The organism is Virgibacillus tibetensis (genome assembly GCF_036026595.1).
Lineage (GTDB): Bacteria > Bacillota > Bacilli > Bacillales > Amphibacillaceae > Virgibacillus_P > Virgibacillus_P tibetensis.
This window is the reverse complement of record NZ_JARZFX010000001.1, coordinates 225,341-245,686: the sequence shown is the minus strand read 5'-3', so window position 1 is coordinate 245,686 and position 20,346 is coordinate 225,341. Positions and strand designations below refer to the sequence as shown.

Below are 20,346 nucleotides of genomic sequence, written 5' to 3'. Positions count from 1 at the left end.
CTTCGCATAAGTTTAATTAATACCATTTAGCTTGATACATCAATGTTTTACGCTTTTTTATTTATGTGATCTAGTGACTAAAGTTGTTTGTGAGTGTCTAAATTTATTGAGTTGGACACTAAATCGGTCACTCATGGTCACTAGATTATTATAACATATCAATCATCTTCATTGTGAAAATCCGATATACAACCCCTGTGAATATCCGTAACGTGTTGCGTAGCGTTAATTAAGTCTGTACGTCTTTCTTTATTTTCTTCGGCATCTACTGCCTTCATCAGAATTTCTATAGCTTTCCAAAGTCGGTTTGCGTTATTCATTTTATCCCTCCTTATTGACAGCCTTTTCGGCAGTCGTCTTTTACTGATTTAGGTGCATCCATTACACCATACATAAATACTAAATATAATCCTGCATAACCTAGACCGATGATGTTACCAGTAAATAGACAAATTCCTGCAAATGTTAATCCTGGCAAATAAAACAACTTTTTGTACGAATACTTGGGTATTTCGATAGGGTCATTTAATACGCTTTCTATTTCTTGTAATTCTTCGTCGCTTCGTGTAATAACCTTCGCATGTATATAATCAACTAATTCAAACGGTTTAGTTTTACCTCTTAATGTGTCGGTTACTAGCACCTTGATTGTTGGCATTTCCCTGTCTACCACATAGCCCTTAAACTCTTTAAAGTGATTAACGTGTACGTAGTCACCTACGTGTACGCCATCAATTAATACTTTCATGGCATTACCTCCTTATAATTTAATCTCTTCGTGCAGATAAACTTCACAGAAAAGGTCCATTTCCTTCGCTAGTGCTTTGATCTTTGGTTTTCGTGATTCTAATTTGACTACCCATATAATAGGAGGGAAGTATTTATATTGTTTTTGGAATGCTTTGGTTTCTTTTAATGATTTGTAGTTTTCCATCTTTTTAACATTGATGTTCCATTTTTGTGTATTGTCGACTTCTAAAAATTTATAAGATGATCCAGAATAAAAGTAGGCATCTGGTACAACTGTAACTGTCCTCACTTTTATTTCTTGTTCGATTTTCCATTCTGTCGGCTTAAAGTAAATATAAGCATCATTACGCATGAGTTTATGAGTAGTCTGATCTGTGTACTTAAATTGACTTTTAGCGCCTACTAGGTCAATGCCTTTCTTATTTAAGTAGTAAGTGTTTTCGTCCAGACGCACCGAGTTGATATACTGTTTTAAAGACTTCATGATAAAATTTGTATTACGGGCACTCTTCGTATTATGGAGGGTTTGGATTTGTGATCTAGTCAATATCTCTAATTTGGATAAGTTCGTTAGTATCTCCATCTGCCTGTTGTTCATCGGTAATATCCTTTCTCTTTGTGACGTAATGATCTTGCAGCAACTTTTCCATTTGCTTATCATAGATACGCGGAACTTGTAACTTATGCATGGTAGCGCCATCCTTGAACATAGCCCTGCCTGGTATCTTTTCTAAATCGGCAGCCTGTGTGTTGCCTTCGCCCAAAACAACTTCGCTAGAATAACCATTTTGCAATTTAAAGCTAATCTTTGCATCACAATTTTGTTTTATCTGTCTCGGCAAAACATCTGCTGTAGTGTACTGTGAGAAAAATAATTCTCGAAATCCAAACGCTCCACCTATTCTTGCAATATGCGATAACATCCATTGGCATTCTTTGTGCATATCCTTTTCGTCTTTATCCATAAATGATTCGGGTACTAAGTCGCCAGCTTCATCAATGATTACGAATGTTCTTTTTTTAATTGGTGATTCGATTACGTTTGACCACCCATTATCTCGATAGTAGCCTTTTTCAACTTCTAGTTTGAGCATAACTTCTGTAAGTAAATCGTATGTTTCTGCGACGTTTGTAGCGACCATTTGTACTTGTTTTAAATTTCTGTATCGGTAAAACTCCACTCCTGATTTTAGATCAATTAAATATAACTCCACATCTTCAGGATGGTTAATAATTAATGATGTGATGATCCCCTTTACAAGATTAGTCTTTCCATACCTGGTAGTACCTCCACCTACCAAATGCGGTGTAGAGTCAAAGTCATGCATGATTAATTCTTTATACGTCTTCCCTATCGGCACTTTCCACCCTTCCAATTTTTCGTCTACATAATCCCACGACTTCGGCAGATCAGCTTCATAAACATTCAAGTGCATCATCCCTTCATTAAAATCTATCTCCACATTCTTGTGAAGACCATCTTTAAACACACCTACGTTTTCGTTGAGATACTCTAACTTTTTGAATGGCATACCCAAAGGCAGCCGATATACATATTCAATCCCGATTACCTTTTCATCAGCAGTTATATTATCCTCTCTTATAAATTGTGGCTTTTTAATATCGTTTCCTTGGGTAGTTACCCATGTTTTCGTGTATTCAAATATTTTTTCTATTTTCTTTTTGTCTGGCATGTTATTGGTACGTATGGATGTCAACATTGCAGACGACACCAACAAACCTAACCCAGTTTCAATTAACATTAAAACTCTCCTTTCGTTAGCTGTTTTTTATAATCCTTTCCCCATTTTACTTTCCAGACTGGGTCTGGATCAGTGATCCCTACGTCATAATCTACGTTCGGCCTACCGTTTGTCATTGATCCGATTCCATAACACATACTGCAATTATCCGTAAATCGTTTAATGTTCCCATTTCTAACCTGAAGCACTTCCTGTACCCCGTTACCTCCACATGTTGGACAATCATAAGATACCATTACCAATCCCCTTTCCTACTTAGTTACCTGACAAGTTACCTGATGTATTACCTGCATCATTACTCGACCAGTAATGCAGTCGGTAATTCGATTATCGCTTATATGGCGCGTGTGTACGTGTTGTTTTCGCATTACCTTTTGATCAGGATGTCTTTAGGTTTTCAAGAGGAATGTTTCTAATATCACTTCCACCCCCCACCACCCAACCAAAACAGCGATTAATCCTACTATGATGTACAAGACTGTTGTATTAATGGATAGTTTACCTTTGGTTTCCAGATAAGCTAACGTGACTAAAGTTGTTCCGATGATCCCAAACCCCAATACAATCACTTGTAGTCATCCCATATTTGATTTGCTATCTCTTTCCACTCTCCAAAATCCTGCATTTCGTGGTCGCTAATGTGTTTGAGGATAGATGCTTTTTGTTCGTGGTTTGCATTGCTATACATATTTTTAAGCATGTGCGGTGGATGTAAGTATGGTGAGTACTCTAAATTGTCATACGCCCAATTTGATTTACGTTTCCCGCTAGTGACATCGTAAGCCGATTTAAACCAATTCATGTTATCCCTCCTTGATGTTATTAGAGTGTATGTGAGGTGGCTTGTAAACTTTCATGTTAAGTTGAAATATTTTTGTTATTTATCGGTATTAATGTTATAATAAAATTAGAAGGAATAAACGAAAGGGAGGTCGAATATAATAGTAAGTCGTTTTTTAGAAGGGGTAACAATAATGAAATCAAACATAGCTGAACTAAGAAAAGAAAAAGGGTTACTACAAGGATATGTAGCTAAGAAAATCGGAGTATCTCAACAAACGTTAAGTGATTGGGAAAGAGAAGAAGCATACCCAAAATATGTTCATGCCTATAAATTAGCTAAGATTTTAGGTGTGCCAATGGAAAAATTATATAAGGAGGGGTAAATGATGACAAAAGAAGAATTCAAACAAAATTATTGCGCTCGATCAGGAATAACAGAAGAATTTTATAATCAACACTTTGTAACGCTCCCTTGCAATTGCGGGGATAGTTCTTGTGAGGGATGGGCAACCATAGGAAATAATTCGACATCGATAACAACACATAATGAGTTATATAGATAACCCCCACTAAATAAATAGTGAGGGTTTTATCTTTAAAATCTAGCTTTCCATGCCCTTGTATCAACATGTGTAAACGTATTGTACCTGCCTACACCGTTAAAAAACTTATCGGATGCGCTGTATACTCTGCTAGGAGATACACCACGAACAACAATGTCTGCTGCTTTGCCGTATAGATGCTGTGATCCACTTGCACCACCTACTACTCGATTGTGGGCAACAGAACGATACCCCGAATTGATAACAATGGCATTGCCACCTAAATCATAGCGCAATTCTTCTAGCTTTAACAGAAGATTGTTGTCTATGCCACCCTTTGACAATCCACCACTACCCTTACAACGAAACTCGCTTATATTAAAGTTTTTTGTACCTTTTACACCAGCTTGGTTTCGTGCATGATCGAGTGCTCTATTTGTTTCAGGCCCAGGCACACCATCAACTTTTATACTTTTATTAAATATGCGGTTATAATCCTTTTGAAACGATTCAGTAGCATTACTTGTTTTTGTTCCAAATTTACCATCAGCACCATATGGGCGCAATTCCTCGCCATAACCTAATTGGATTAATTTATTCTGTGCATTTTGGACACTCATTACTGATCTTCCTTCCTAGTGCTCATTTCTTCTCTTACCTCATCCGAAAAGCTTTTACCGCCATCTATACCTTTTAATTTTTCAGCTAGTCCGACTGGCACCAATACGCCTACATCTGCTAAGTTCTCTGTTATGGATAACCCTTCATTCGCAATATAAAAAAGAACCGTCGCATAAGTGACCGCTCCATTTAAACCAAGTATTTGATCTACTACGTTGGCTAAGATGATCACTACCAGGACTAATATCTTCCTGGCATACCCAAACAATGATTTTCTACTCCATAGATTCTGATTTTTCCATGCCTTAAATACTCCAGTGACAATATCTAAAGCCATTAGCAATAGCAATAGATGCAGGAATTTCACATCTCCAAATAAATACAACCTCGCCGCCTCTAAATGCTCCAAATTAAAACCACCCATACATCCGTCATCTCCTTCATTTTTATGACCCCCTAAAATTGTATTACTTCCTCGTAAAACTTAAATAACCGCCAATTTAGACCCCTTGGCGGCTAGAGGGAATGCGCGTTCCCTCGTTTTTCCATAAAAAACACGCCTTACTTCTTGGCGTTTGACTTCGCTTCCTTATCCATTTCCTTCATTTGTTCCTGTCGTAATTCTTCTAACTCTTTCTCAAGTTCTTTAATCTTTTGATGTTGTTCGGTTATCATTGCATCTCTTTCGGCTATTTTCATAGATGATTCAGCTATCTGATTGACTAATGAGTGATTAATATAATCTTTATTAGGCTGTTCCATTTTCTAACACTTCCAATCGTTGTGATAATTCTTGTACTGCATTGATAATAGGAAAAATCAACTCTGTTTCCTTTACTCCCAACATTCCATCCTCTGATTCAGAAACGAAATCATGGTCGCCTAGATTCAATCCACTTTCTTCTAACGCTAATTGTAAATCCTGTGCAATAATCCCATACTGATAAGGGTTTTTGTCAATAGTCCCTTTTAACGTATCTGCATTAGTTAACTTCATACGGTATTTCATAGGATTTAATATATTGATAAATCCTAACCCTAATTCAGATGGTTCAATATCTTCTTTCAATCTTCTGTCAGATGATACGTCAGGGCTGTTAGTAAGATAAATATTTCTGATGCGATGAACAGTATCGCCTATTTGATAGTTGTAGTCTTGTGTACTGTATCCTCTCAATCTAATATCAGCACCACTGCCAGCGTAATTTGTTTCTACCATCCAACCGCTTGTTCCGTTAACATAGTTTAATACTTGGAACTCTTGTCTTGTGTATAATCTTTTAAGTGTTCCTATGGAATATTCATTCGTTCCACTTCCGATGAAATTCATAGACGGACTACTTCCGAAAAAGTCAAACGTGACCCCCTTATCCCAACCGACTGCTTTGTTTCTAAGCTGAAATCTGTATCCACTAATACTGTTAGAACCGCCCTCTGCAATACGCGCTGTGGTATTGGCAATGAATCCACTATAATATTCGCTTAACGTGTCTAATTCGCTCGCCCCGTTTGTACCAAGGTACGTAAAAGGGTATCGACCACCTAATGCAGTACCAAATCCAACTCCTGCTGCGCGACTGAAACTACTTTCGGAATCGAACAATCGGTATGTCATTTTGTTGTTATTGTCATTAAAGTTGATCTGAGCACCGCCACCAAGATTAAAATTGGCGCTCTGCATATTTAAGTCACCAGTGTTTAAGTCAAACTCGGTATTGTCATTAAGCGATTGAAGTATACCGCCCGCTATTCTGTCAGCAAGCATTGTTCCTGTGACAATAACACTTGCGTTAATCCCGTTACCTGTCATAGCTTGTTTAAACGTTGCTCCACCATCATCTGATACGCCGAATCCTGCGCTGTTATGGATGGTAACTAAATTTGGATCATTCTTATCTATCGCCAATATGCCGTTATCACTAAATATCAATTCAGACTGTGCAGCTTGCAAGGCTTTTGTGGCTTCAGCAACCGCATTATCTAATACGCTGAATGGTAGTTTTATCCTACCTTCCAACAAACTTGTTATATTCGATATAGCAGTTTTCATATTCGATTGATGACGTTTAACTATGCCCTCTGACCCAAAGACTAAATTAAGATTAAGGATATTTCCTTTCCAATCTTTCGTGACAATTAGATTTACTACTCTTACTTCATCTTTTAGCCCGATGCGTTCATCAATCAAGAATGTTCTATCGCCTAATTGTGGTTGTGCTAATTTATACCCTTGTTTGCGTAAATCGTGACTATCTGCTGATACGCTTATTTTAAGGCTATCATCTACTAAAGTTTTGAGTTGTTCATCCATGGTCTCGATAGTTGTTATAGTGCCATTCTTGATAGGTGGCGCATGTCTCATGCCTATGATTTGTGCAATAGGTGAAGTGTATTCTCTAATTAGATTAGCGTTCTGCTCGTCACCCTCCGCATAATCACCGTAACCCTTCGCATATGTCCACAATGCCCCTGCATCAATCTCCTGTATGATGTTACTAGCGTTTAACTTGTGTCGATACATAAACTGTGTATCTCTGCCTATTTGTGATTCCAAGTAGATAGTATTACCGCTAATACGAAACTCTGCTTTATAGCGATTGAGCGCTTTTTTAAATAATGTTAAACGTGTATCTCCTGCTCCGAATCCTTCCCATTGGATCGCATCGAAAGAATCCGATAAAACAAAGTTATAACCGCTGTCTTGAAATATTAACGTAAAACAAGCATTAGCAGTCATGTGTTGGTTGTATTCTTCGTATATTCTATCTGTATCAAAGTCATCAAAAAACAACGGGATAGCCTTTATATCAACGGTTAAGCTGTTGCCTTCTCCTTTGCGTTTTGCATAGATGATCTTGTATGTTACATCGTCTACTACTTCCCACATTTTGGTTATGTCATTAATGAATTGTTTGTTTACCTTGGTCGGCAGAACTTTGAAGGACAGCGACTGATTACCGTTTAATTCTAAGTTGTGCGTTGTTGTGGCTTGTAATGGGTATTCGTCACCATTTAGATTACGTACATGCATTTATTCACCTCCAATAGGAAAAGACCACCTATTTTTAGGCAGTCTTTAAATATTCATTCGTTCGTTTTTTGTTTTGAATCTGTATTACCCATAAAAACTTATTTACCAATCCAAAATACATGATACAATGTAAGAGTTAAAATTTGATTGGAGTGAAACCTTTGCTTTCTTTAATTTTCATTATAACCCCCATCTTGTTATTGTTAATTACTTTGTATCTAAGGATTAATGTCAAAGATAATTATCTGTTTTGGCTTTTTTTCACTATATTTAGTTCACTTTTTTATTTTATACCAGCTATTAACTATGGTTCCTCTGGTTTCGATTTTATACAGTTAGACTCATCTGCCGCAGGCTACATACATGATGTTGAGTCAGTGATAAAAGTGTACTTATTTCAAACTTTGTTCTATTTCATGTTTTTAATTGGATATAAAATGTTGAGATCAAACAAGGTTAAGAATACAGACAATAATGTATTAATTTCTCATGTAAATTCAATAGTACTAATATCAAGCGTTTTGAGTTTACTTGGTACAATAGGCGCTATCTACTTTTCGGGTATGTCCATACAGCAACTTATATCTAGCTCTAGATTTGATTATTGGGAAACTAAATCAACAATTCCACATTTATTTAGCAGTTATTTGCAAACTACTCTTGTAGTATCTGCTTTTTTATTCCCTTTCGTAAAGAAAAAATCATTAAAATTCATAACTCTTATTTCATTATTTGCTTTGTTTTATGTCGAAATGATGATTTTCGGTTCGAGATCTACATTCTTAGCAGTAGGAGCAGCGTTTGCATTTGGAACAATAAATTATATGAAATCAACCAACAAAAAAATAAAGTTTGGTAGAGTTATATTTGTCGGATTATCACTTCTACATCTAATGGTAGTCTGGCAGTACGTCAGATATAACAGTAGTAGCTTTCTATCTTTGAGCGATTGGTTATTTGCTATTTTTAACTTCAAGGAAGCGTATTCCATCTCCTTGTTTAGCGGTGATTTAAATTATTTTTTCGGAGCGTCTGTAGCTGCATTTAACGCTGTTCCTAGTACGCACGATTTTCTTTATGGTTCTACCTATTTTAGACTATTCCTTTTCTTTTTACCGAGTTCTATAGTCCTTTTTAAACCAGAAGAAACCCAAAGGATTTTCGCAAGTATAATAAATCCCCAACAATACAGTATAGGTGCTACATTCCCACCATCTTTTATTGGTGACAGCTATATTAATTTTGGTTTTTTTGGTATCGTAATAGGTCTATTACTTGGTTTACTGTTAAAAACATGGCAAATCATATTAAATAATCCTCTCAGTATAAATAAAATCACCGTCGGTTCTGCTGGCTTTTTATTCTTATTTCTATTTATCCGAGGTACTTTTAACGGATTATATAATATGATATTCATTTGGATATTTTTAATTGGATTTATTTTTGTACTTAGAGTTTTAAACAAAAAAACCTCTAGTAAAAATAGTGCTATATTAAATAAAACACCTATCTAAAAGATAAGGTGTTTTATTTGAACTTTCCCATTAGCCATTCAAAAAAAGTTTTATTATGCTCTTTCTCGATCTTATTATCGATTTTTGCTGTAGCCAAACCTGCCAAAAGCATAATAATTAAAAATATCACCATTAAAGTAATAGACATAAAACCACCAACTCACCGATATATTATAGCCATCATATCACAACTAAGCAAATTCAGTATAATGATTATCACGACATTAATCCGATTTTTTTTAACATGAATTTTAATTTATTTACTTCTTGCTCTAACTCGACTAAAGTAGCAGCAGAAGTCTGTGGTATGTTTTCGGGTTGTGCAATAGGGATAGCGCCCCAAAAAGCCATTTTTTGTGCGGGCGAAGAACCAAATCTACTCCCCGTACCACTGCCAAATTGTATATCCTTTCCGTCTAAGAATGTCATACCATTTCGGAAATAAACCGTTCTCTCACCGTTAGAGACAAAAGCAAGTTCACCGTCTGAACGTCTATAAAAACCAGTGTCAGGGTCGGATGTGAAATGAATAGATGGTGAGCTATAACTACCATCTTTAAACCCTTCCACAACATCCATCATTTGCCCATTGAAGATGTTTTCCAGTATCATTGTGTCTGTTCCGTTATCCCCAACGTGATAAATACCGCCATCCATCTTATTGAATCGGATAATGTTACCTGTGTTATCTACGTCAACAATTCTGACGTGCGTTCCAAGAGTGCTATCAGTTGAACCGACAAACGATTTGTTGTTTTCAATGATATTATGATTTGAACCGAATAAAACTTCTCTAATTGTGTTTGACTGTAGTGAAATAGATTGTGCACCACCAGAGTTTCGATTCAAACTATTATCAATTAAGTTGTTGTTGCGAATTATGTTATACGATGCACCAATTAAGTCAATTGCGATATTCGTGTGACCTACAATCGTGTTACCTTCGATAATGTTGTGTTCAGCAGGTATATGGTTTTGAACAGTTTGGATTGATATACCATTAACATTCTTTTTCGGGTCTGTTGTTTGTCCACCATTGATAATATAATTACCGCGTGCAGCGCTGTAATCTGTTCCAGCTAAATTGATTCCAACTGTTCCGATCATATTCTCTATAACGTTATTCTCAACGTTTATCCGTGTGCTTTTCCTTGGAATTTCAACTCCAGCTTGTTGATGTGAGTCGTCAATATAAATCCCGATGTTGGTACATCTAAAAATTTTATTCCCTGCGACTTCAACACGTCTACCGTCATTATAAACCATGATAGCATCGCCACACCAATCAATATAATTATTGATTACCCAACCATCATGAACCCCTTGAGGTAACGTTTCATTGTGTGTATTAAATCCTGACAGGTGAACCCCCTTTCCGTCAATGGCTTCGATGTAGTTATTTTCAATCAATACATTGTTCGCATTATCAACTCTAATTCCGTGTCCATAACCTGCATAAGTGTCATCAATTCGACTACCTGTAATTCTAAGTTTGGTCCATCTTAAATTGTCATATCCCTCCGAATAGAATATTGAGAAATCGCTCTGTGCGTTAATGTGGCTACTATATCCCTCACCAATTACAGAAATATTATCCCCATTTCCTTTAATAGTGGCGCTTACTATATATTCACCTGACGGGAAATACACCGTTCCGCCACCCGCTGTTGCTACGTGATCCATAGCATTTTGGATAGATTCGGTATCATCTGTTATCCCATCACCCTTTGCGCCAAAAATTTTAACGTTGGTTGCTATTTCTGCCAAAGATGACTCGAATTCATTTTGCCTTTCGTAAAACTGAGTTGCGTCAACTCCGTTCAGTTCGTCTATTCTGGCTTGTGCGTTATCCATCACAGTTTGTGCATCTGCCATCACAACTTGGATTAACGTTTGTTCACTCTCTGATGGTTCATACCCTGCACCTGTAGGGTCTTTAATTACGTTATAAGAAAACTGTACAGTCGATATTCTGTTTTCTTCATCGTACAGTTGCACCATAGCAGTTACTTTGCCTACTCGTTCTGTTTCGCTTGTTCCTAAGTCAAATATAGCTTTGCTGTCCTCTAGTGTTCCAGATGTTACTACGGTTGTTCCACCTTGTCGCACACTTGCCAGTGATACATAGGTTATACTCTGTTCTTCTAACGGTTTTCCGTCATCTGTAATGTTGATTACAAAACGTATGGAATCGTTCTGTACAACTTCGGGCATCTTGGTGTAGGTGTTTTTAATCTTGAAGTCTACCTTCAATTCGAATAAATTTGTTATAGCCACCATTTTACCTCCCTTAATAGAAGTAGAGCCTAAAATCAAACTCTACCTTTGCGCTTGTTGCGCCTGTTAATTCAAAATCATTCCAACCTGTTTCTAACTCGATAAATTCTTTGTTTGTATTGCGTAAATATTGTAATCCGTTTGATGTGATATTCGGCCCATCTAATACGATAGTCTGATTAGCCACACCTTCATTAACACGGAATGGTGTTCCATTTGTTACATTCTGCAGTTGCAGATAATTGGTTGATCCCTCAACTTCGGATATAGTGATTTTTAATTCCTGCTGAAATGGGTGAATAGGCACGTTGCCTGCGTTGTATATTCGAAATGATGTGCCTGTATGCGTGTATTCTAATTCGTTCATGACGACAGGCGGTATACCTCTGTATGGGTAATCTTCTATGCCTTCTGATGTTGTGTTGATAGACTCCGCATAGGGTAGTTCTGTAGTCTCAAACAAAAGTTCACTTTGTCCGACTTTATAAATTTGTTCAATGCTGAATGAATTGGATAACCTTACTTTATACCGCTTACTTTGCTGCCTTGGGTCGGTTACAAAAAAAGAGTTTTTACCTCCTATTAAATGAAACAATTCATCACGTATTAAAGAAAAATCTTCAACAATATGCGATTCAAAATAAAAAGGAACAGTGATCTCGCGAGTGCCATCTGTAGACCCGTAGTCAACTGTTCCGCTTCTGCCTTCTAATTCTTCGTAAATAGGTCGCAAGGGAATTGACGATACATTAAAGTCCGTTGCAACTATGCCATATTCACTAAGTGAAATAGTCTTGTTGTTTTTTGTTATTAGAATATCCATGTCAACCCCCTAAAACTTCCTATGATGTGAATCGAGTGCATTCTGTTCGTTTACATATGCCCTAATCGCTTCATTGTCGCCTTCAATGCGGATGATAGAACCTTTTTGTTTGCGTAATTCGTCTCGTATTTCTTCTAATATGCTAGTGTCGTTACCTTCACTCATTCCGCTTAATGCAGGATTAAATTTCTTCGGTACAATCATCTCGCCTTTATGAATCTGCGCTAACATATCATTAGGCACTACGTTTGTCCCTACATCAAATGACGGCACTCTTGGTAGTGATATAGTAGGGATGTTAGGTAATCCGAATTTATTTCCACCGACTACAGGAACCCAATTAGGAATGTCAAAGCTGGGCAGTTTGTTGATTGCTCCTGCTATGCCATTAACAACTGCTTCAATACCCGCCATGATACCGTTTAGTACTCCTGCAATTGGTGCTGATATAGCCTTTGCGCCTTCTTTGATCGAATCCCAAACCTTACCGAATACATCGGCAAACTTTTGTGCTGCTGAACCTATACCGCTGAATATCGTATCAAAAAATGATTTAATGCCATTGAATACCGATTCTGTAGTTGATTTAATGCCATTCCATACGGTCTTAATGATACTTAACACGATATTTATATATCCTTTTATGATAGACACGTAGGTGCTCCAAATTGATGAAAAGAAGCTTCCTATTGCGGAAAATATAGTCATTGTTGTTTTCTTTATCCAATCCCACGCTGCCTTTACAGCAGATATAACCAGTTTTATATATCCAGTAACAATTGATATATATAAATTCCAAACTTTCATAAAAAAATCACCTATTGCGGAAAATACCGTAATGGTGAACTCTTTTATTTCATCCCAATATTTGAATATAAGCACAGCCAACAAAATTACGATGCCTATTATTATACCTATAGGTCCTGTTATCGCCAGGAACGCCACTTTAAGCGCTGCGAATACAGGTGCTAGTAATGTCGTTAATGATAAGATGCTGCCGATTGCGCTTGCTAGGAATCCGAATACTATCAGTAACGGTCCTAGTGCTGCCATAACTAACATAAATATCCCGATGATTTTTAATACTGTTGGCGACAATCCCATGAACCACTCAATTACTTCGCCGATGATTTCGCCCACTCGTTGAAAGCCCGGGACTAGCGTATCTTCTATAAATGGCATGAGTGATCCTTGTATGACAGGCATTAAGTCAGACATAATATTTCTGCCCACCCCTGCCATTTGTGCGCCCAATTCATCCATACTTATTCTAAAGTTGTTCGCATCGCTTAAAGCATCCTCGCCCATGACTGTTCCCAACTCATGCGCCCTATTCTTGGCATCGTCTATCGCATCAGCGCCCATAGAAACAACAGGCGCTATTTCTTTCCATGATCCTCTTAATAAGTCTGTGCCATATTCAGCACGTTTAGCATCATCTTCTACTTCTGACAAAGCTTGCGTTAGCATGTTCATCCGTTCGTCTGGGGATGCTGCTTCTAAGTCTTTATACTCGATGCCTAGTCCTGCTAATGCTTCGGCTTGCTTACCCGTTCCATCTGCCATAGTAGACATTTGTTTGGTTAACTGTTCCGATGCAGTAGTCATGGAATTAGTAGAAACCCCTGCAACCTTGGCTACGTGTTGCCACTCTTGGATAGAATCGGTTGACATGCCTGTGATAGCTTGTAAATCGAGTACTTCATCAGCATAGTTACCTGTTTTTTTGGCTAAGGCTAACATTCCTGCGCCCACCGCAACCATCGGGCCTGTTACCATCTTAGACATCTTACCGCCTGCGGTTTTCATGCTTTCACCTGTAGCCTTCATTTTGCTACTAGCACCTTCCATACCCTTTGTAACTTCGCCCATTTTCTTCTGAAAGTCGGTAATAGTAGCGCCTATCCTCACATTCATTTCACTTACTGTTGTCATTATTTCACCTGCCTTCTGCGTACAGGGATTGCATCTGCGCCCATTAGCGCATTAGCTTCTTCAAATCTTTTCTTGTGTTCTTCTATTGATACAACATTATCCGCCTTATTCGGATTAAATAAATCAGTACCCTTGTATGTTTTTCCTTTGCCACGATTAGAATTAATAATCTGTGCTGCAAAGTGTGCATGTAGTTCCATTTCGTTCTCTAATCGGAAGTTGTAACCTTTGATTTCCAGTAGAATCTCTTTGATTGTCATATCCCAGAATCGATCAACAGTTATTCCGCATCTGGTAGCGTTACGCAATAATTCATCCCACGGGATAGATGTATCTACTTTCCCGCTACCTTTTGTAAGTTTTTTGCTTGTTTCGTCTTTTCATCGTCTGGGAATATAGCGCTCATTGCATCGGGTAGTTTTTCCAATACTTTAGGCAATCCTACTTCGTCCAGAATGTCTCCTGCTTCCTCGGAAGTTAAGTCCTCGTTCTGATGTTTTAGTCCAGACCATATCAACGCACGAATAACTTTAAACGATAGTTTCCCATCCTCTAAATCCCCGAACGCTTCCATAAATCCCACTCCACTTATATCTTCAAAATCTACCATTCTATTAGTTGTGTACTTTAAGTAATAATCATCATTAATCCATACTTTTCCGTTAGCTTTTCCCATGCTCTACCTCCTATAAAGAGGGGCGTTATGCCCCTATGCTATTACTACCGCTTCCCAATCTGTGTTTAACTGATAAGATATACCCATTGTTGCCCCGTCATTATCGGGCGCATCTCCGCTCATGGAACTAATGAGTCCTTCTGCTTCTTCAACTTCTGTACCATCCTCTGAACGCCTAAGAATTACTGTTTGCCCGTTTCTCTGCGCTTCTTTTAACGCTTGGTATGCAGGATCGTTAGGCACATAAAATCCTTCTTGATCGGCTGTTCCGTCTCGTTTGCCCGCTAAATACTTCTTGTGTTCATTGTCTTTGCTTGTTACATCTATCATGTCTGTTGAGGATTCCCATGAAAAACCTGTCGATTCAGCACACGGGATAAACTCCCCGTTTACATCAACCAGAATTAATATATTAGAACCATTCTTAGCCATTTAATTCACTCCTTCTTGTATTCTCATGCGTATACGTAATATTCCATGCTTCCAACCGCTAGGGTCGGTTAATACGTCCATATATTCAACGTTGCTAAGCCATAAATTAAACCCATCCATCGTTAATGATGAAAGGGCTTGTTTGACTTCTGCTAATAATTGTTTTGCTCCGTAACCTGATGTTTCATGCCATACGTGGATAGTAACGGTAAAGTCCTCACCACTTCTATTTTTCGTGCTGTCGTTAGTCATTGTTGTATTGCCTATGACCACATATGGACTAACCGCACCCTCGCTTGCTTCGTCAACATATACGTTCATGTTTGGCGACAAGGCAGCATATAATAATATTTGAGTATCTGCTATTGCGCTCATAGTCTCAACGCCTTTTCTAATGCTTTCATATACTTAGGCCTTTCCATTTCGTAACTTGGGAATAGATAAGGTTGTGCGCTTTGGTAACGAGTACCCATTTCTACGAATATCGCATACGTAACTGGCGTACCTATTTCTGCGCTCATCGCTGAATTGTAGTAAGATACAGATATACTGTTTTTTAGAGTACCGCCATTAACCATAGCAACTGGTGCTAATGCCTTAGCTTGCGATGTTATCATCTCGGCTGATTCTGCCACAGTTGCTTTTATTTCATCAGGTGCTTTTCGTGCATAATCTTCAATCATTCGTGAAAATCCTGCATCATCAAAATCAAAATCTATCTTCATATTCTCACCTCGGAGGTGTAAACTTGGTTAACCTGTCTTACGATCTATATTTAATACTGCTTGACCACAATAAAGTAAGCTATCAAGAATACGCTAGTCATGTACCACAAGACGAACGTCCCAAAGAATACCTAACATATGCCTTGTACCTAAAGAATAAAGGGAAGGCTCTTAAACGTGTTCAGAAACAGGCTGAATGGGATGCTACCGCAATGATGAAGAACATTTTAAGATAAGGCTTTCGTATTCTCCCTCAAAGTCGGGCATCGTTGGTAATACAACGTGTATATCTAATTCCATGTCACCAAAAAACACCCTCATATATGGTTTAATACGATTGTCATAATCCATGTGCACCATATAATCTAATGGATTGGTTAACTTCATGGCTTCCATTAATTCTGATCCTGTTGGTGTGGTTACTTCTCCTTCAAATGAATCTAGTAATACCCACTCTTTAGTAGTTTCGCCTGTGATCGGGTCTTGTGATTCCACATAATCCTTTACAGTAAATTCATGCATCAGAATCGCAACCTTTTATATGGTCTTAGGAATGATTTAATGCTGTCGGGTACGTTTACATCATAGGAATAACTAACGCCCTGTGATCGCCCTGTAACCCCTGCTTGATTTGTGTTGTATTCTATCCATTTGGCTACGGCTATTTGTACGCCACCAGGTAATGATTCCTTCCCGTTTTCATCAATGAATGGATTGTTACAATCATCTTTAACCGCTTCAATCATTAGAGGTAGCATAGTAGTTGTGTAGTCATCGTGTTTGGTTGTTTTCCATCGTAGGATTGATTTTACGTCTGATACTTCCATCTAATCACCTACTTTTTCTTTTTGTTTCTTTTTAGGCGCTTGTCTTTTTTTGTTCCTTTGTTCGGCTTTCCTTTTGGCATTAGCTTCACGCTCCTGTTTTTCTTTTTCTAACAAATAAAAAGTAGTTGCTCCCATTTCCTGCACCTCCATAAAAAAGAGACTAGGAAATATATCCTAGCCTTCTATTTAATTAGCCATTTGTAACGATTTTTGTTACACGTACTTTTTTCTTTTCATATACGCGGTCATAGTTTAATGCATTAGCCATTTCTGCAAGTGTAGGCATTTCTCCTACTACTGCACCTTCTGTCCATTTAAAACCACGTGTATGCATAATGAATTTCTGTCTGTTAATCAGAATGTCCTCACCTTTAAGAGAATTACGGTCTGTTTCCGTTGGTGTTTTTGGTTGTCCTGCAACATAACCTACTGCCCCTGCTCCAAACAAGTAAGAAGTGTATTTCTTACCACTTGTAGCACCGTCAAGCACAGGCAAACCATCATCAACAATAATAGTCTTACCTTGGTACGTACCAAAACCGATATCAATAGTTGATTCTGGAAGGTATTCAATTAATTGTGCTTTTTGTAGGTTAGCATGCACTCGTGAATGAACAGCGATTGCAGTAAATTTGCCCTTTGCATCCCCTAGCAATTGTGCCCCATCAATAAATACTTCTCCGCTTGCTTGTTGTCCTGTTCCATCTTCTGCGGAAACGTCAAGAATCAAGTCTCCACCGTCATTAGTAGAGTTATCAGCGAATACACCTTCTAATTGATTTAACAACATACGTTGCTGTGAACGCGTCCAATAAGCCGCCACTCGTGATGCGATAGCTTTCATAGGGTCGCTACCCGCCAATTCCGCTGCTAAATCCTCTGAACTCCACGCTTTACCGAACTGGAACACCCTCGCAACGTCTTTGCCTGTTGTGATTTTCTCTGGCGTTAATGCGAAATCAGATTGAATCGCTTCTGGGTCGCCTTCCAAATCGTTAAAGAAAGGCATATTAATAGTATCTCCACCGTTTGGTACGGTTACATTGGGTACACTTCCCATAATCCCAGATCGCACCAATGCGCTCTTTTCTTCAATTTCGTTAATTAAATATGGATTGAATACCTCTGGAATTATAATATCGCTTACTCTTGTTACTGCCATTTAAATCTCTCCCTTTTTATAGTCCGTATAATGCAGGATTTTTCCCTGCTTGTTTAATTAAATCTCTTGCCTTGTCTGGTTCGTTTCTGATTAACTGCCCTTGTTCAGTCATATTAAAATCATCTTTACTAAATGGGTTTTTCTGTGTCGCTGGTTTGTTCGGGTCTGTAGGATGCGGGTCTCTGCCGCCTAATCTGTCACCTTCACCAAACAAATAACTGTCCGATTCCTGCAATGCTTTTAACTGTTCATCTAAGCCTAGTAACTTATCTCCATCTAGTTTAATAGATTCAGCATCTAGCAACGCTTTAACTGCTTTAGGATTCTTAGCCTTAGCATTTAGCAAGGCTAGGTCTAATTTGGAATCTTTGCGAGCTTTGGATAGGTTTTCTTCGTTTTCTTTCTTGGTGTTCTCATTTTCTGCTTGCAAATCTTTAATCTGTTTTTGTAGTTCTTCATTTCCTTCCGCTTTCTTACCTAATTCCTCTAGTTGTTTGTCGCGGTCTGCCACTTCTTTCTTGTAGTCCTCAATCTGTTGCTTATATTCATCCACTTTATCAAGGTCATCTTTCAAAGAGTTGACAGTAGCACCATGCTCTTTCATGATCTTTTCTACTTGTTCTGATTCTAGTCCTAAGTCTGTTAAAAATTTACGTTTCATATATATTTCTCCCTCACATTTATTTACGTAGTATTGTCTACGATAGGTTAGTCAGTTAACGCATGACTGCGAATGATTGCATAATAAAGAGACAGTTTAATGACTTATCTAGGTCAAGTAGCTAGCGTATGCTACAAACGAGATATAGGATCACCTCCTTATTTATTCTTGGGTGCATCTACATAAGAAATATCGTATGTCATAAAATCATCTACACTTGTTCGCATTTCTAACCCTGTCCAATGTTCAACTTCTTTCCCATGAAGAAAAACCTTCTCTTTGTTATGCCCGTGTGAGACATACAGGAAAGAAGGCTCTTCATCAAACTCTAATATGAACTTCTTTTTCACGGGTACACTCTCCTTTAGCGCTCGCTCTTTCTGTACTTTCATTAGTTTAACTAATCCTAGGGTTTCTTCAAAAACCATTTCTCCAATAACATCTTCATCAACATTGAAACGCTCTACTAATTCATCGCGTATTTCTTTGAAGGTTAATTCCATTTATAACGCCACCTTATTTCTTTAATCGTTCCTTCTCCCAATCCTTATAATTAACATATGGTATTACCTCGTTATCGCCTGTTTCTGTCCTTGCTCGTCTAAGTTCTGGCTCTCTACCGTTTACCAAATATAAGCATGAACAACGACAGCGAATATCATCCGATGCTGAATTTAGTGATGAAGGATAAGGTCCTACTCCACCATTAGGGGACTTGAAATCTTCATCCATGCCAATAGTTACACCGTCCAAATCTTGGTGTGCGCTACGAGTTGATCCATCTAATGCTGCACTCCATTTCTTTTCTAACTTGACATATTTCTCGGCTTGTCTAGCTGATGCATCTCTACCTTTAACTTGCGCTCTATGGCTTTCCGTTTGCACAACTGTTCTAGCTTTGTTCATATCCATATCTACTGCTTTACGGACGATTGTAGTCATTTCCCTGTAAGATGAACCTCTAGCTAGTCCTTGTGCTATATCGTTGCGTATACGGTCAACAACGGCTTTTCTGTTCCTACTCTTTACTGCTGGCAGTTTAAGTTTATCAATCGGATTTTCAACTGCTGCTTTAATTGTGTCATTGTCCACTAAGCCAAATCCTAGCTTGCGCTGTGCGGTAAATTCGTACATGTGTGCGCTTCGGTAATAATTTTCAAGGTATTGCTGTTCGGCTGTACGTTGCGCCAATCTACAGGCTTGATTCTGCCCTTTGAGTAGTTCTCTTGTGATGCTATCGAGCGACTTGTCTAGTCGGTTGTATCTGTTCATTTCATTTAGCGTTAACTTACCGCCTACTTCGTAATTCTTATACATTTTATCGATTTCTTTTGTTATTTCCTTGTATCTCGCTGCATATATTTTAGTGACTTGATTCTCTGATTTGCGTATGAGCCTGTCTAGGTGCTTATCGAGATCATTCTGATTTTTCATGCTTTCACCTCATATTGAAACAATTTTCTGCATATGATATAGTATAAGAAAAAAGGAGGTAAATAATGGGATATTTAAAAGATGCAATTAAGAGTAATAGTTTCACCCCTAACAAACAAGCAAAGGAAAAGGTTGATTATTGGGAAGCATGCCCTCGTTGTGAGTCCAAGAATGTTCATAAAATGGGATTCCTTTTCGTTCTGTTAGTCGGTATCGGCATGTTTGGTATTAGCATATGGTTGTTGATCATTCCACCTGTAGGCATACTAGGCATGATAATAGGCTTAGTCCTTATGGTAGTGTCGCCTTTTACTGCTAAACAACTACAATGCAAAGACTGTAAGAAAACATGGAAACCTAAAAAACTTGCCTAATATGTGGTGAGTTTTT

31 protein-coding genes are annotated in these 20,346 nt (G+C 38.0%); 5 read left to right on the top strand and 26 right to left on the bottom strand.

Features of this window, described 5'->3' with window-relative positions; translation table 11 throughout:
• Positions 1 to 158 precede the first annotated feature (158 nt).
• From QGM71_RS01385 to QGM71_RS01355, 7 genes are all read right to left on the bottom strand, one after another.
• Positions 159 to 320, bottom strand: coding sequence for a hypothetical protein (locus QGM71_RS01385; RefSeq protein WP_327605718.1), 162 nt, complete (start codon positions 318 to 320; stop codon positions 159 to 161).
• An 11-nt stretch (positions 321 to 331) separates the two neighbouring features.
• Positions 332 to 748 (bottom strand): hypothetical protein, encoded by a 417-nt coding sequence (locus QGM71_RS01380; protein ID WP_327605717.1) that lies wholly within the window; start codon positions 746 to 748, stop codon positions 332 to 334.
• Positions 749 to 760: 12 nt separating this feature from the next.
• Entirely contained in the window at positions 761 to 1,348 is a 588-nt protein-coding gene (locus tag QGM71_RS01375; protein WP_327605716.1) for a replication-relaxation family protein, read from the bottom strand.
• On the bottom strand, positions 1,290 to 2,513 hold the full coding sequence (locus QGM71_RS01370; RefSeq protein WP_327605715.1) for an FtsK/SpoIIIE domain-containing protein: 1,224 nt from the start codon (positions 2,511 to 2,513) through the stop codon (positions 1,290 to 1,292). The genes QGM71_RS01375 and QGM71_RS01370 overlap by 59 nt, the downstream gene beginning before the upstream one ends.
• Entirely contained in the window at positions 2,513 to 2,749 is a 237-nt protein-coding gene (locus tag QGM71_RS01365) for a hypothetical protein (RefSeq protein WP_327605714.1), read from the bottom strand. Before QGM71_RS01365 ends, QGM71_RS01370 begins: the two co-directional genes overlap by 1 nt.
• Positions 2,750 to 2,902: 153 nt before the next feature.
• Positions 2,903 to 3,082 carry a hypothetical protein gene (locus QGM71_RS01360; RefSeq protein WP_327605713.1) on the bottom strand — a complete coding sequence of 60 codons (180 nt, stop codon included), beginning with the start codon at positions 3,080 to 3,082 and terminating at the stop codon, positions 2,903 to 2,905.
• Positions 3,079 to 3,315, bottom strand: a complete 237-nt coding sequence (locus QGM71_RS01355; RefSeq protein WP_327605712.1) for a hypothetical protein — start codon at positions 3,313 to 3,315, stop codon at positions 3,079 to 3,081. Before QGM71_RS01355 ends, QGM71_RS01360 begins: the two co-directional genes overlap by 4 nt.
• 172 nt (positions 3,316 to 3,487) lie before the next feature.
• On the opposite strand from QGM71_RS01355, the gene QGM71_RS01350 reads away from it, so the two are divergent.
• The gene (locus tag QGM71_RS01350) at positions 3,488 to 3,679 is read left to right on the top strand and encodes a helix-turn-helix transcriptional regulator (protein ID WP_327605711.1); all 192 of its coding nucleotides are present in this window, start codon (positions 3,488 to 3,490) and stop codon (positions 3,677 to 3,679) included.
• A 3-nt stretch (positions 3,680 to 3,682) separates the two neighbouring features.
• Positions 3,683 to 3,859: a hypothetical protein gene (locus QGM71_RS01345; protein WP_327605710.1), complete on the top strand. Its 177-nt coding sequence runs from the start codon at positions 3,683 to 3,685 to the stop codon at positions 3,857 to 3,859.
• A 32-nt stretch (positions 3,860 to 3,891) separates the two neighbouring features.
• Here the strand turns inward: QGM71_RS01345 and QGM71_RS01340 are convergent, their stop codons facing one another.
• From QGM71_RS01340 to QGM71_RS01325, 4 genes are all read right to left on the bottom strand, one after another.
• Positions 3,892 to 4,458: a D-Ala-D-Ala carboxypeptidase family metallohydrolase gene (locus tag QGM71_RS01340; RefSeq protein WP_327605709.1), complete on the bottom strand. Its 567-nt coding sequence runs from the start codon at positions 4,456 to 4,458 to the stop codon at positions 3,892 to 3,894.
• Positions 4,458 to 4,883 carry a phage holin family protein gene (locus tag QGM71_RS01335; RefSeq protein WP_327605708.1) on the bottom strand — a complete coding sequence of 142 codons (426 nt, stop codon included), beginning with the start codon at positions 4,881 to 4,883 and terminating at the stop codon, positions 4,458 to 4,460. The genes QGM71_RS01340 and QGM71_RS01335 overlap by 1 nt, the downstream gene beginning before the upstream one ends.
• 137 nt (positions 4,884 to 5,020) lie before the next feature.
• Entirely contained in the window at positions 5,021 to 5,221 is a 201-nt protein-coding gene (locus tag QGM71_RS01330; protein ID WP_327605707.1) for a hypothetical protein, read from the bottom strand.
• The gene (locus tag QGM71_RS01325; RefSeq protein ID WP_327605706.1) at positions 5,208 to 7,490 is read right to left on the bottom strand and encodes a phage tail protein; all 2,283 of its coding nucleotides are present in this window, start codon (positions 7,488 to 7,490) and stop codon (positions 5,208 to 5,210) included. The genes QGM71_RS01330 and QGM71_RS01325 overlap by 14 nt, the downstream gene beginning before the upstream one ends.
• A 152-nt stretch (positions 7,491 to 7,642) precedes the next feature.
• On the opposite strand from QGM71_RS01325, the gene QGM71_RS01320 reads away from it, so the two are divergent.
• Complete coding sequence (locus QGM71_RS01320) at positions 7,643 to 9,004, top strand: O-antigen polymerase (RefSeq protein WP_327606392.1); 1,362 nt, start codon at positions 7,643 to 7,645, stop codon at positions 9,002 to 9,004.
• A 216-nt stretch (positions 9,005 to 9,220) separates the two neighbouring features.
• Here the strand turns inward: QGM71_RS01320 and QGM71_RS01315 are convergent, their stop codons facing one another.
• Genes QGM71_RS01315 through QGM71_RS01280 form a run of 8 tightly spaced genes read right to left on the bottom strand, consistent with a single transcriptional unit; the run spans position 9,221 to position 15,872 of the window.
• Complete coding sequence (locus QGM71_RS01315) at positions 9,221 to 11,281, bottom strand: glycosyl hydrolase family 28-related protein (RefSeq protein WP_327605705.1); 2,061 nt, start codon at positions 11,279 to 11,281, stop codon at positions 9,221 to 9,223.
• Positions 11,282 to 11,294: 13 nt separating this feature from the next.
• Positions 11,295 to 12,104, bottom strand: a complete 810-nt coding sequence (locus tag QGM71_RS01310) for a phage tail domain-containing protein (RefSeq protein ID WP_327605704.1) — start codon at positions 12,102 to 12,104, stop codon at positions 11,295 to 11,297.
• Between the two features lie 9 nt (positions 12,105 to 12,113).
• The gene (locus tag QGM71_RS01305; protein ID WP_327605703.1) at positions 12,114 to 14,039 is read right to left on the bottom strand and encodes a phage tail tape measure protein; all 1,926 of its coding nucleotides are present in this window, start codon (positions 14,037 to 14,039) and stop codon (positions 12,114 to 12,116) included.
• Positions 14,039 to 14,347: a hypothetical protein gene (locus QGM71_RS01300; RefSeq protein ID WP_327605702.1), complete on the bottom strand. Its 309-nt coding sequence runs from the start codon at positions 14,345 to 14,347 to the stop codon at positions 14,039 to 14,041. Before QGM71_RS01300 ends, QGM71_RS01305 begins: the two co-directional genes overlap by 1 nt.
• 26 nt (positions 14,348 to 14,373) lie before the next feature.
• The gene (locus QGM71_RS01295) at positions 14,374 to 14,715 is read right to left on the bottom strand and encodes a hypothetical protein (RefSeq protein WP_327605701.1); all 342 of its coding nucleotides are present in this window, start codon (positions 14,713 to 14,715) and stop codon (positions 14,374 to 14,376) included.
• Between the two features lie 33 nt (positions 14,716 to 14,748).
• Positions 14,749 to 15,147, bottom strand: coding sequence for a phage tail tube protein (locus QGM71_RS01290; protein WP_327605700.1), 399 nt, complete (start codon positions 15,145 to 15,147; stop codon positions 14,749 to 14,751).
• Positions 15,148 to 15,522 (bottom strand): DUF3168 domain-containing protein, encoded by a 375-nt coding sequence (locus tag QGM71_RS01285; RefSeq protein WP_327605699.1) that lies wholly within the window; start codon positions 15,520 to 15,522, stop codon positions 15,148 to 15,150.
• Positions 15,519 to 15,872, bottom strand: coding sequence for an HK97-gp10 family putative phage morphogenesis protein (locus tag QGM71_RS01280; RefSeq protein WP_327605698.1), 354 nt, complete (start codon positions 15,870 to 15,872; stop codon positions 15,519 to 15,521). Before QGM71_RS01280 ends, QGM71_RS01285 begins: the two co-directional genes overlap by 4 nt.
• Positions 15,873 to 15,895: 23 nt before the next feature.
• Here QGM71_RS01280 and QGM71_RS01275 point away from each other — a divergent pair, with 23 nt between their 5' ends.
• Complete coding sequence (locus QGM71_RS01275; RefSeq protein ID WP_327605697.1) at positions 15,896 to 16,108, top strand: hypothetical protein; 213 nt, start codon at positions 15,896 to 15,898, stop codon at positions 16,106 to 16,108.
• On the opposite strand, the gene QGM71_RS01270 is transcribed toward QGM71_RS01275, so the two are convergent.
• From QGM71_RS01270 to QGM71_RS01240, 7 genes are all read right to left on the bottom strand, one after another.
• Positions 16,077 to 16,394, bottom strand: coding sequence for a phage head closure protein (locus QGM71_RS01270; protein WP_327605696.1), 318 nt, complete (start codon positions 16,392 to 16,394; stop codon positions 16,077 to 16,079). The two genes, QGM71_RS01275 and QGM71_RS01270, sit on opposite strands and share 32 nt — an antisense overlap.
• Positions 16,394 to 16,699 carry a phage head-tail connector protein gene (locus tag QGM71_RS01265; RefSeq protein ID WP_327605695.1) on the bottom strand — a complete coding sequence of 102 codons (306 nt, stop codon included), beginning with the start codon at positions 16,697 to 16,699 and terminating at the stop codon, positions 16,394 to 16,396. Before QGM71_RS01265 ends, QGM71_RS01270 begins: the two co-directional genes overlap by 1 nt.
• On the bottom strand, positions 16,700 to 16,834 hold the full coding sequence (locus QGM71_RS01260) for a hypothetical protein (protein WP_327605694.1): 135 nt from the start codon (positions 16,832 to 16,834) through the stop codon (positions 16,700 to 16,702).
• Between the two features lie 55 nt (positions 16,835 to 16,889).
• Entirely contained in the window at positions 16,890 to 17,861 is a 972-nt protein-coding gene (locus tag QGM71_RS01255) for a major capsid protein (RefSeq protein ID WP_327605693.1), read from the bottom strand.
• A 16-nt stretch (positions 17,862 to 17,877) separates the two neighbouring features.
• Positions 17,878 to 18,522, bottom strand: coding sequence for a phage scaffolding protein (locus tag QGM71_RS01250; protein WP_327605692.1), 645 nt, complete (start codon positions 18,520 to 18,522; stop codon positions 17,878 to 17,880).
• Positions 18,523 to 18,680: 158 nt separating this feature from the next.
• Positions 18,681 to 19,025: a hypothetical protein gene (locus QGM71_RS01245; RefSeq protein ID WP_327605691.1), complete on the bottom strand. Its 345-nt coding sequence runs from the start codon at positions 19,023 to 19,025 to the stop codon at positions 18,681 to 18,683.
• A gap of 13 nt (positions 19,026 to 19,038) precedes the next feature.
• Positions 19,039 to 19,956: a phage minor head protein gene (locus tag QGM71_RS01240; RefSeq protein ID WP_327605690.1), complete on the bottom strand. Its 918-nt coding sequence runs from the start codon at positions 19,954 to 19,956 to the stop codon at positions 19,039 to 19,041.
• 65 nt (positions 19,957 to 20,021) lie between these two features.
• On the opposite strand from QGM71_RS01240, the gene QGM71_RS01235 reads away from it, so the two are divergent.
• Positions 20,022 to 20,330: a hypothetical protein gene (locus QGM71_RS01235; protein WP_327605689.1), complete on the top strand. Its 309-nt coding sequence runs from the start codon at positions 20,022 to 20,024 to the stop codon at positions 20,328 to 20,330.
• Positions 20,331 to 20,346 lie beyond the last annotated feature (16 nt).

Bases quoted from the DNA above. Each gene is read 5' to 3' on its own strand.
- QGM71_RS01375 (WP_327605716.1), bottom strand. From the start codon at position 1,348: ATGAACAACAGGCAGATGGAGATACTAACGAACTTATCCAAATTAGAG.
- QGM71_RS01380 (WP_327605717.1), bottom strand. From the start codon at position 748: ATGAAAGTATTAATTGATGGCGTACACGTAGGTGACTACGTACACGTT.
- QGM71_RS01290 (WP_327605700.1), bottom strand. From the start codon at position 15,147: ATGGCTAAGAATGGTTCTAATATATTAATTCTGGTTGATGTAAACGGG.
- QGM71_RS01245 (WP_327605691.1), bottom strand. From the start codon at position 19,025: ATGGAATTAACCTTCAAAGAAATACGCGATGAATTAGTAGAGCGTTTC.
- QGM71_RS01305 (WP_327605703.1), bottom strand. From the start codon at position 14,039: ATGACAACAGTAAGTGAAATGAATGTGAGGATAGGCGCTACTATTACC.
- QGM71_RS01345 (WP_327605710.1), top strand. From the start codon at position 3,683: ATGACAAAAGAAGAATTCAAACAAAATTATTGCGCTCGATCAGGAATA.
- QGM71_RS01340 (WP_327605709.1), bottom strand. From the start codon at position 4,458: ATGAGTGTCCAAAATGCACAGAATAAATTAATCCAATTAGGTTATGGC.
- QGM71_RS01310 (WP_327605704.1), bottom strand. From the start codon at position 12,104: ATGGATATTCTAATAACAAAAAACAACAAGACTATTTCACTTAGTGAA.
- QGM71_RS01335 (WP_327605708.1), bottom strand. From the start codon at position 4,883: ATGGGTGGTTTTAATTTGGAGCATTTAGAGGCGGCGAGGTTGTATTTA.
- QGM71_RS01325 (WP_327605706.1), bottom strand. From the start codon at position 7,490: ATGCATGTACGTAATCTAAATGGTGACGAATACCCATTACAAGCCACA.
- QGM71_RS01285 (WP_327605699.1), bottom strand. From the start codon at position 15,522: ATGAGCGCAATAGCAGATACTCAAATATTATTATATGCTGCCTTGTCG.
- QGM71_RS01295 (WP_327605701.1), bottom strand. From the start codon at position 14,715: ATGGGAAAAGCTAACGGAAAAGTATGGATTAATGATGATTATTACTTA.
- QGM71_RS01235 (WP_327605689.1), top strand. From the start codon at position 20,022: ATGGGATATTTAAAAGATGCAATTAAGAGTAATAGTTTCACCCCTAAC.
- QGM71_RS01250 (WP_327605692.1), bottom strand. From the start codon at position 18,522: ATGAAACGTAAATTTTTAACAGACTTAGGACTAGAATCAGAACAAGTA.
- QGM71_RS01370 (WP_327605715.1), bottom strand. From the start codon at position 2,513: ATGTTAATTGAAACTGGGTTAGGTTTGTTGGTGTCGTCTGCAATGTTG.
- QGM71_RS01330 (WP_327605707.1), bottom strand. From the start codon at position 5,221: ATGGAACAGCCTAATAAAGATTATATTAATCACTCATTAGTCAATCAG.
- QGM71_RS01280 (WP_327605698.1), bottom strand. From the start codon at position 15,872: ATGAAGATAGATTTTGATTTTGATGATGCAGGATTTTCACGAATGATT.
- QGM71_RS01385 (WP_327605718.1), bottom strand. From the start codon at position 320: ATGAATAACGCAAACCGACTTTGGAAAGCTATAGAAATTCTGATGAAG.
- QGM71_RS01265 (WP_327605695.1), bottom strand. From the start codon at position 16,699: ATGGAAGTATCAGACGTAAAATCAATCCTACGATGGAAAACAACCAAA.
- QGM71_RS01355 (WP_327605712.1), bottom strand. From the start codon at position 3,315: ATGAATTGGTTTAAATCGGCTTACGATGTCACTAGCGGGAAACGTAAA.
- QGM71_RS01255 (WP_327605693.1), bottom strand. From the start codon at position 17,861: ATGGCAGTAACAAGAGTAAGCGATATTATAATTCCAGAGGTATTCAAT.
- QGM71_RS01240 (WP_327605690.1), bottom strand. From the start codon at position 19,956: ATGAAAAATCAGAATGATCTCGATAAGCACCTAGACAGGCTCATACGC.
- QGM71_RS01260 (WP_327605694.1), bottom strand. From the start codon at position 16,834: ATGGGAGCAACTACTTTTTATTTGTTAGAAAAAGAAAAACAGGAGCGT.
- QGM71_RS01365 (WP_327605714.1), bottom strand. From the start codon at position 2,749: ATGGTATCTTATGATTGTCCAACATGTGGAGGTAACGGGGTACAGGAA.
- QGM71_RS01270 (WP_327605696.1), bottom strand. From the start codon at position 16,394: ATGCATGAATTTACTGTAAAGGATTATGTGGAATCACAAGACCCGATC.
- QGM71_RS01350 (WP_327605711.1), top strand. From the start codon at position 3,488: ATGAAATCAAACATAGCTGAACTAAGAAAAGAAAAAGGGTTACTACAA.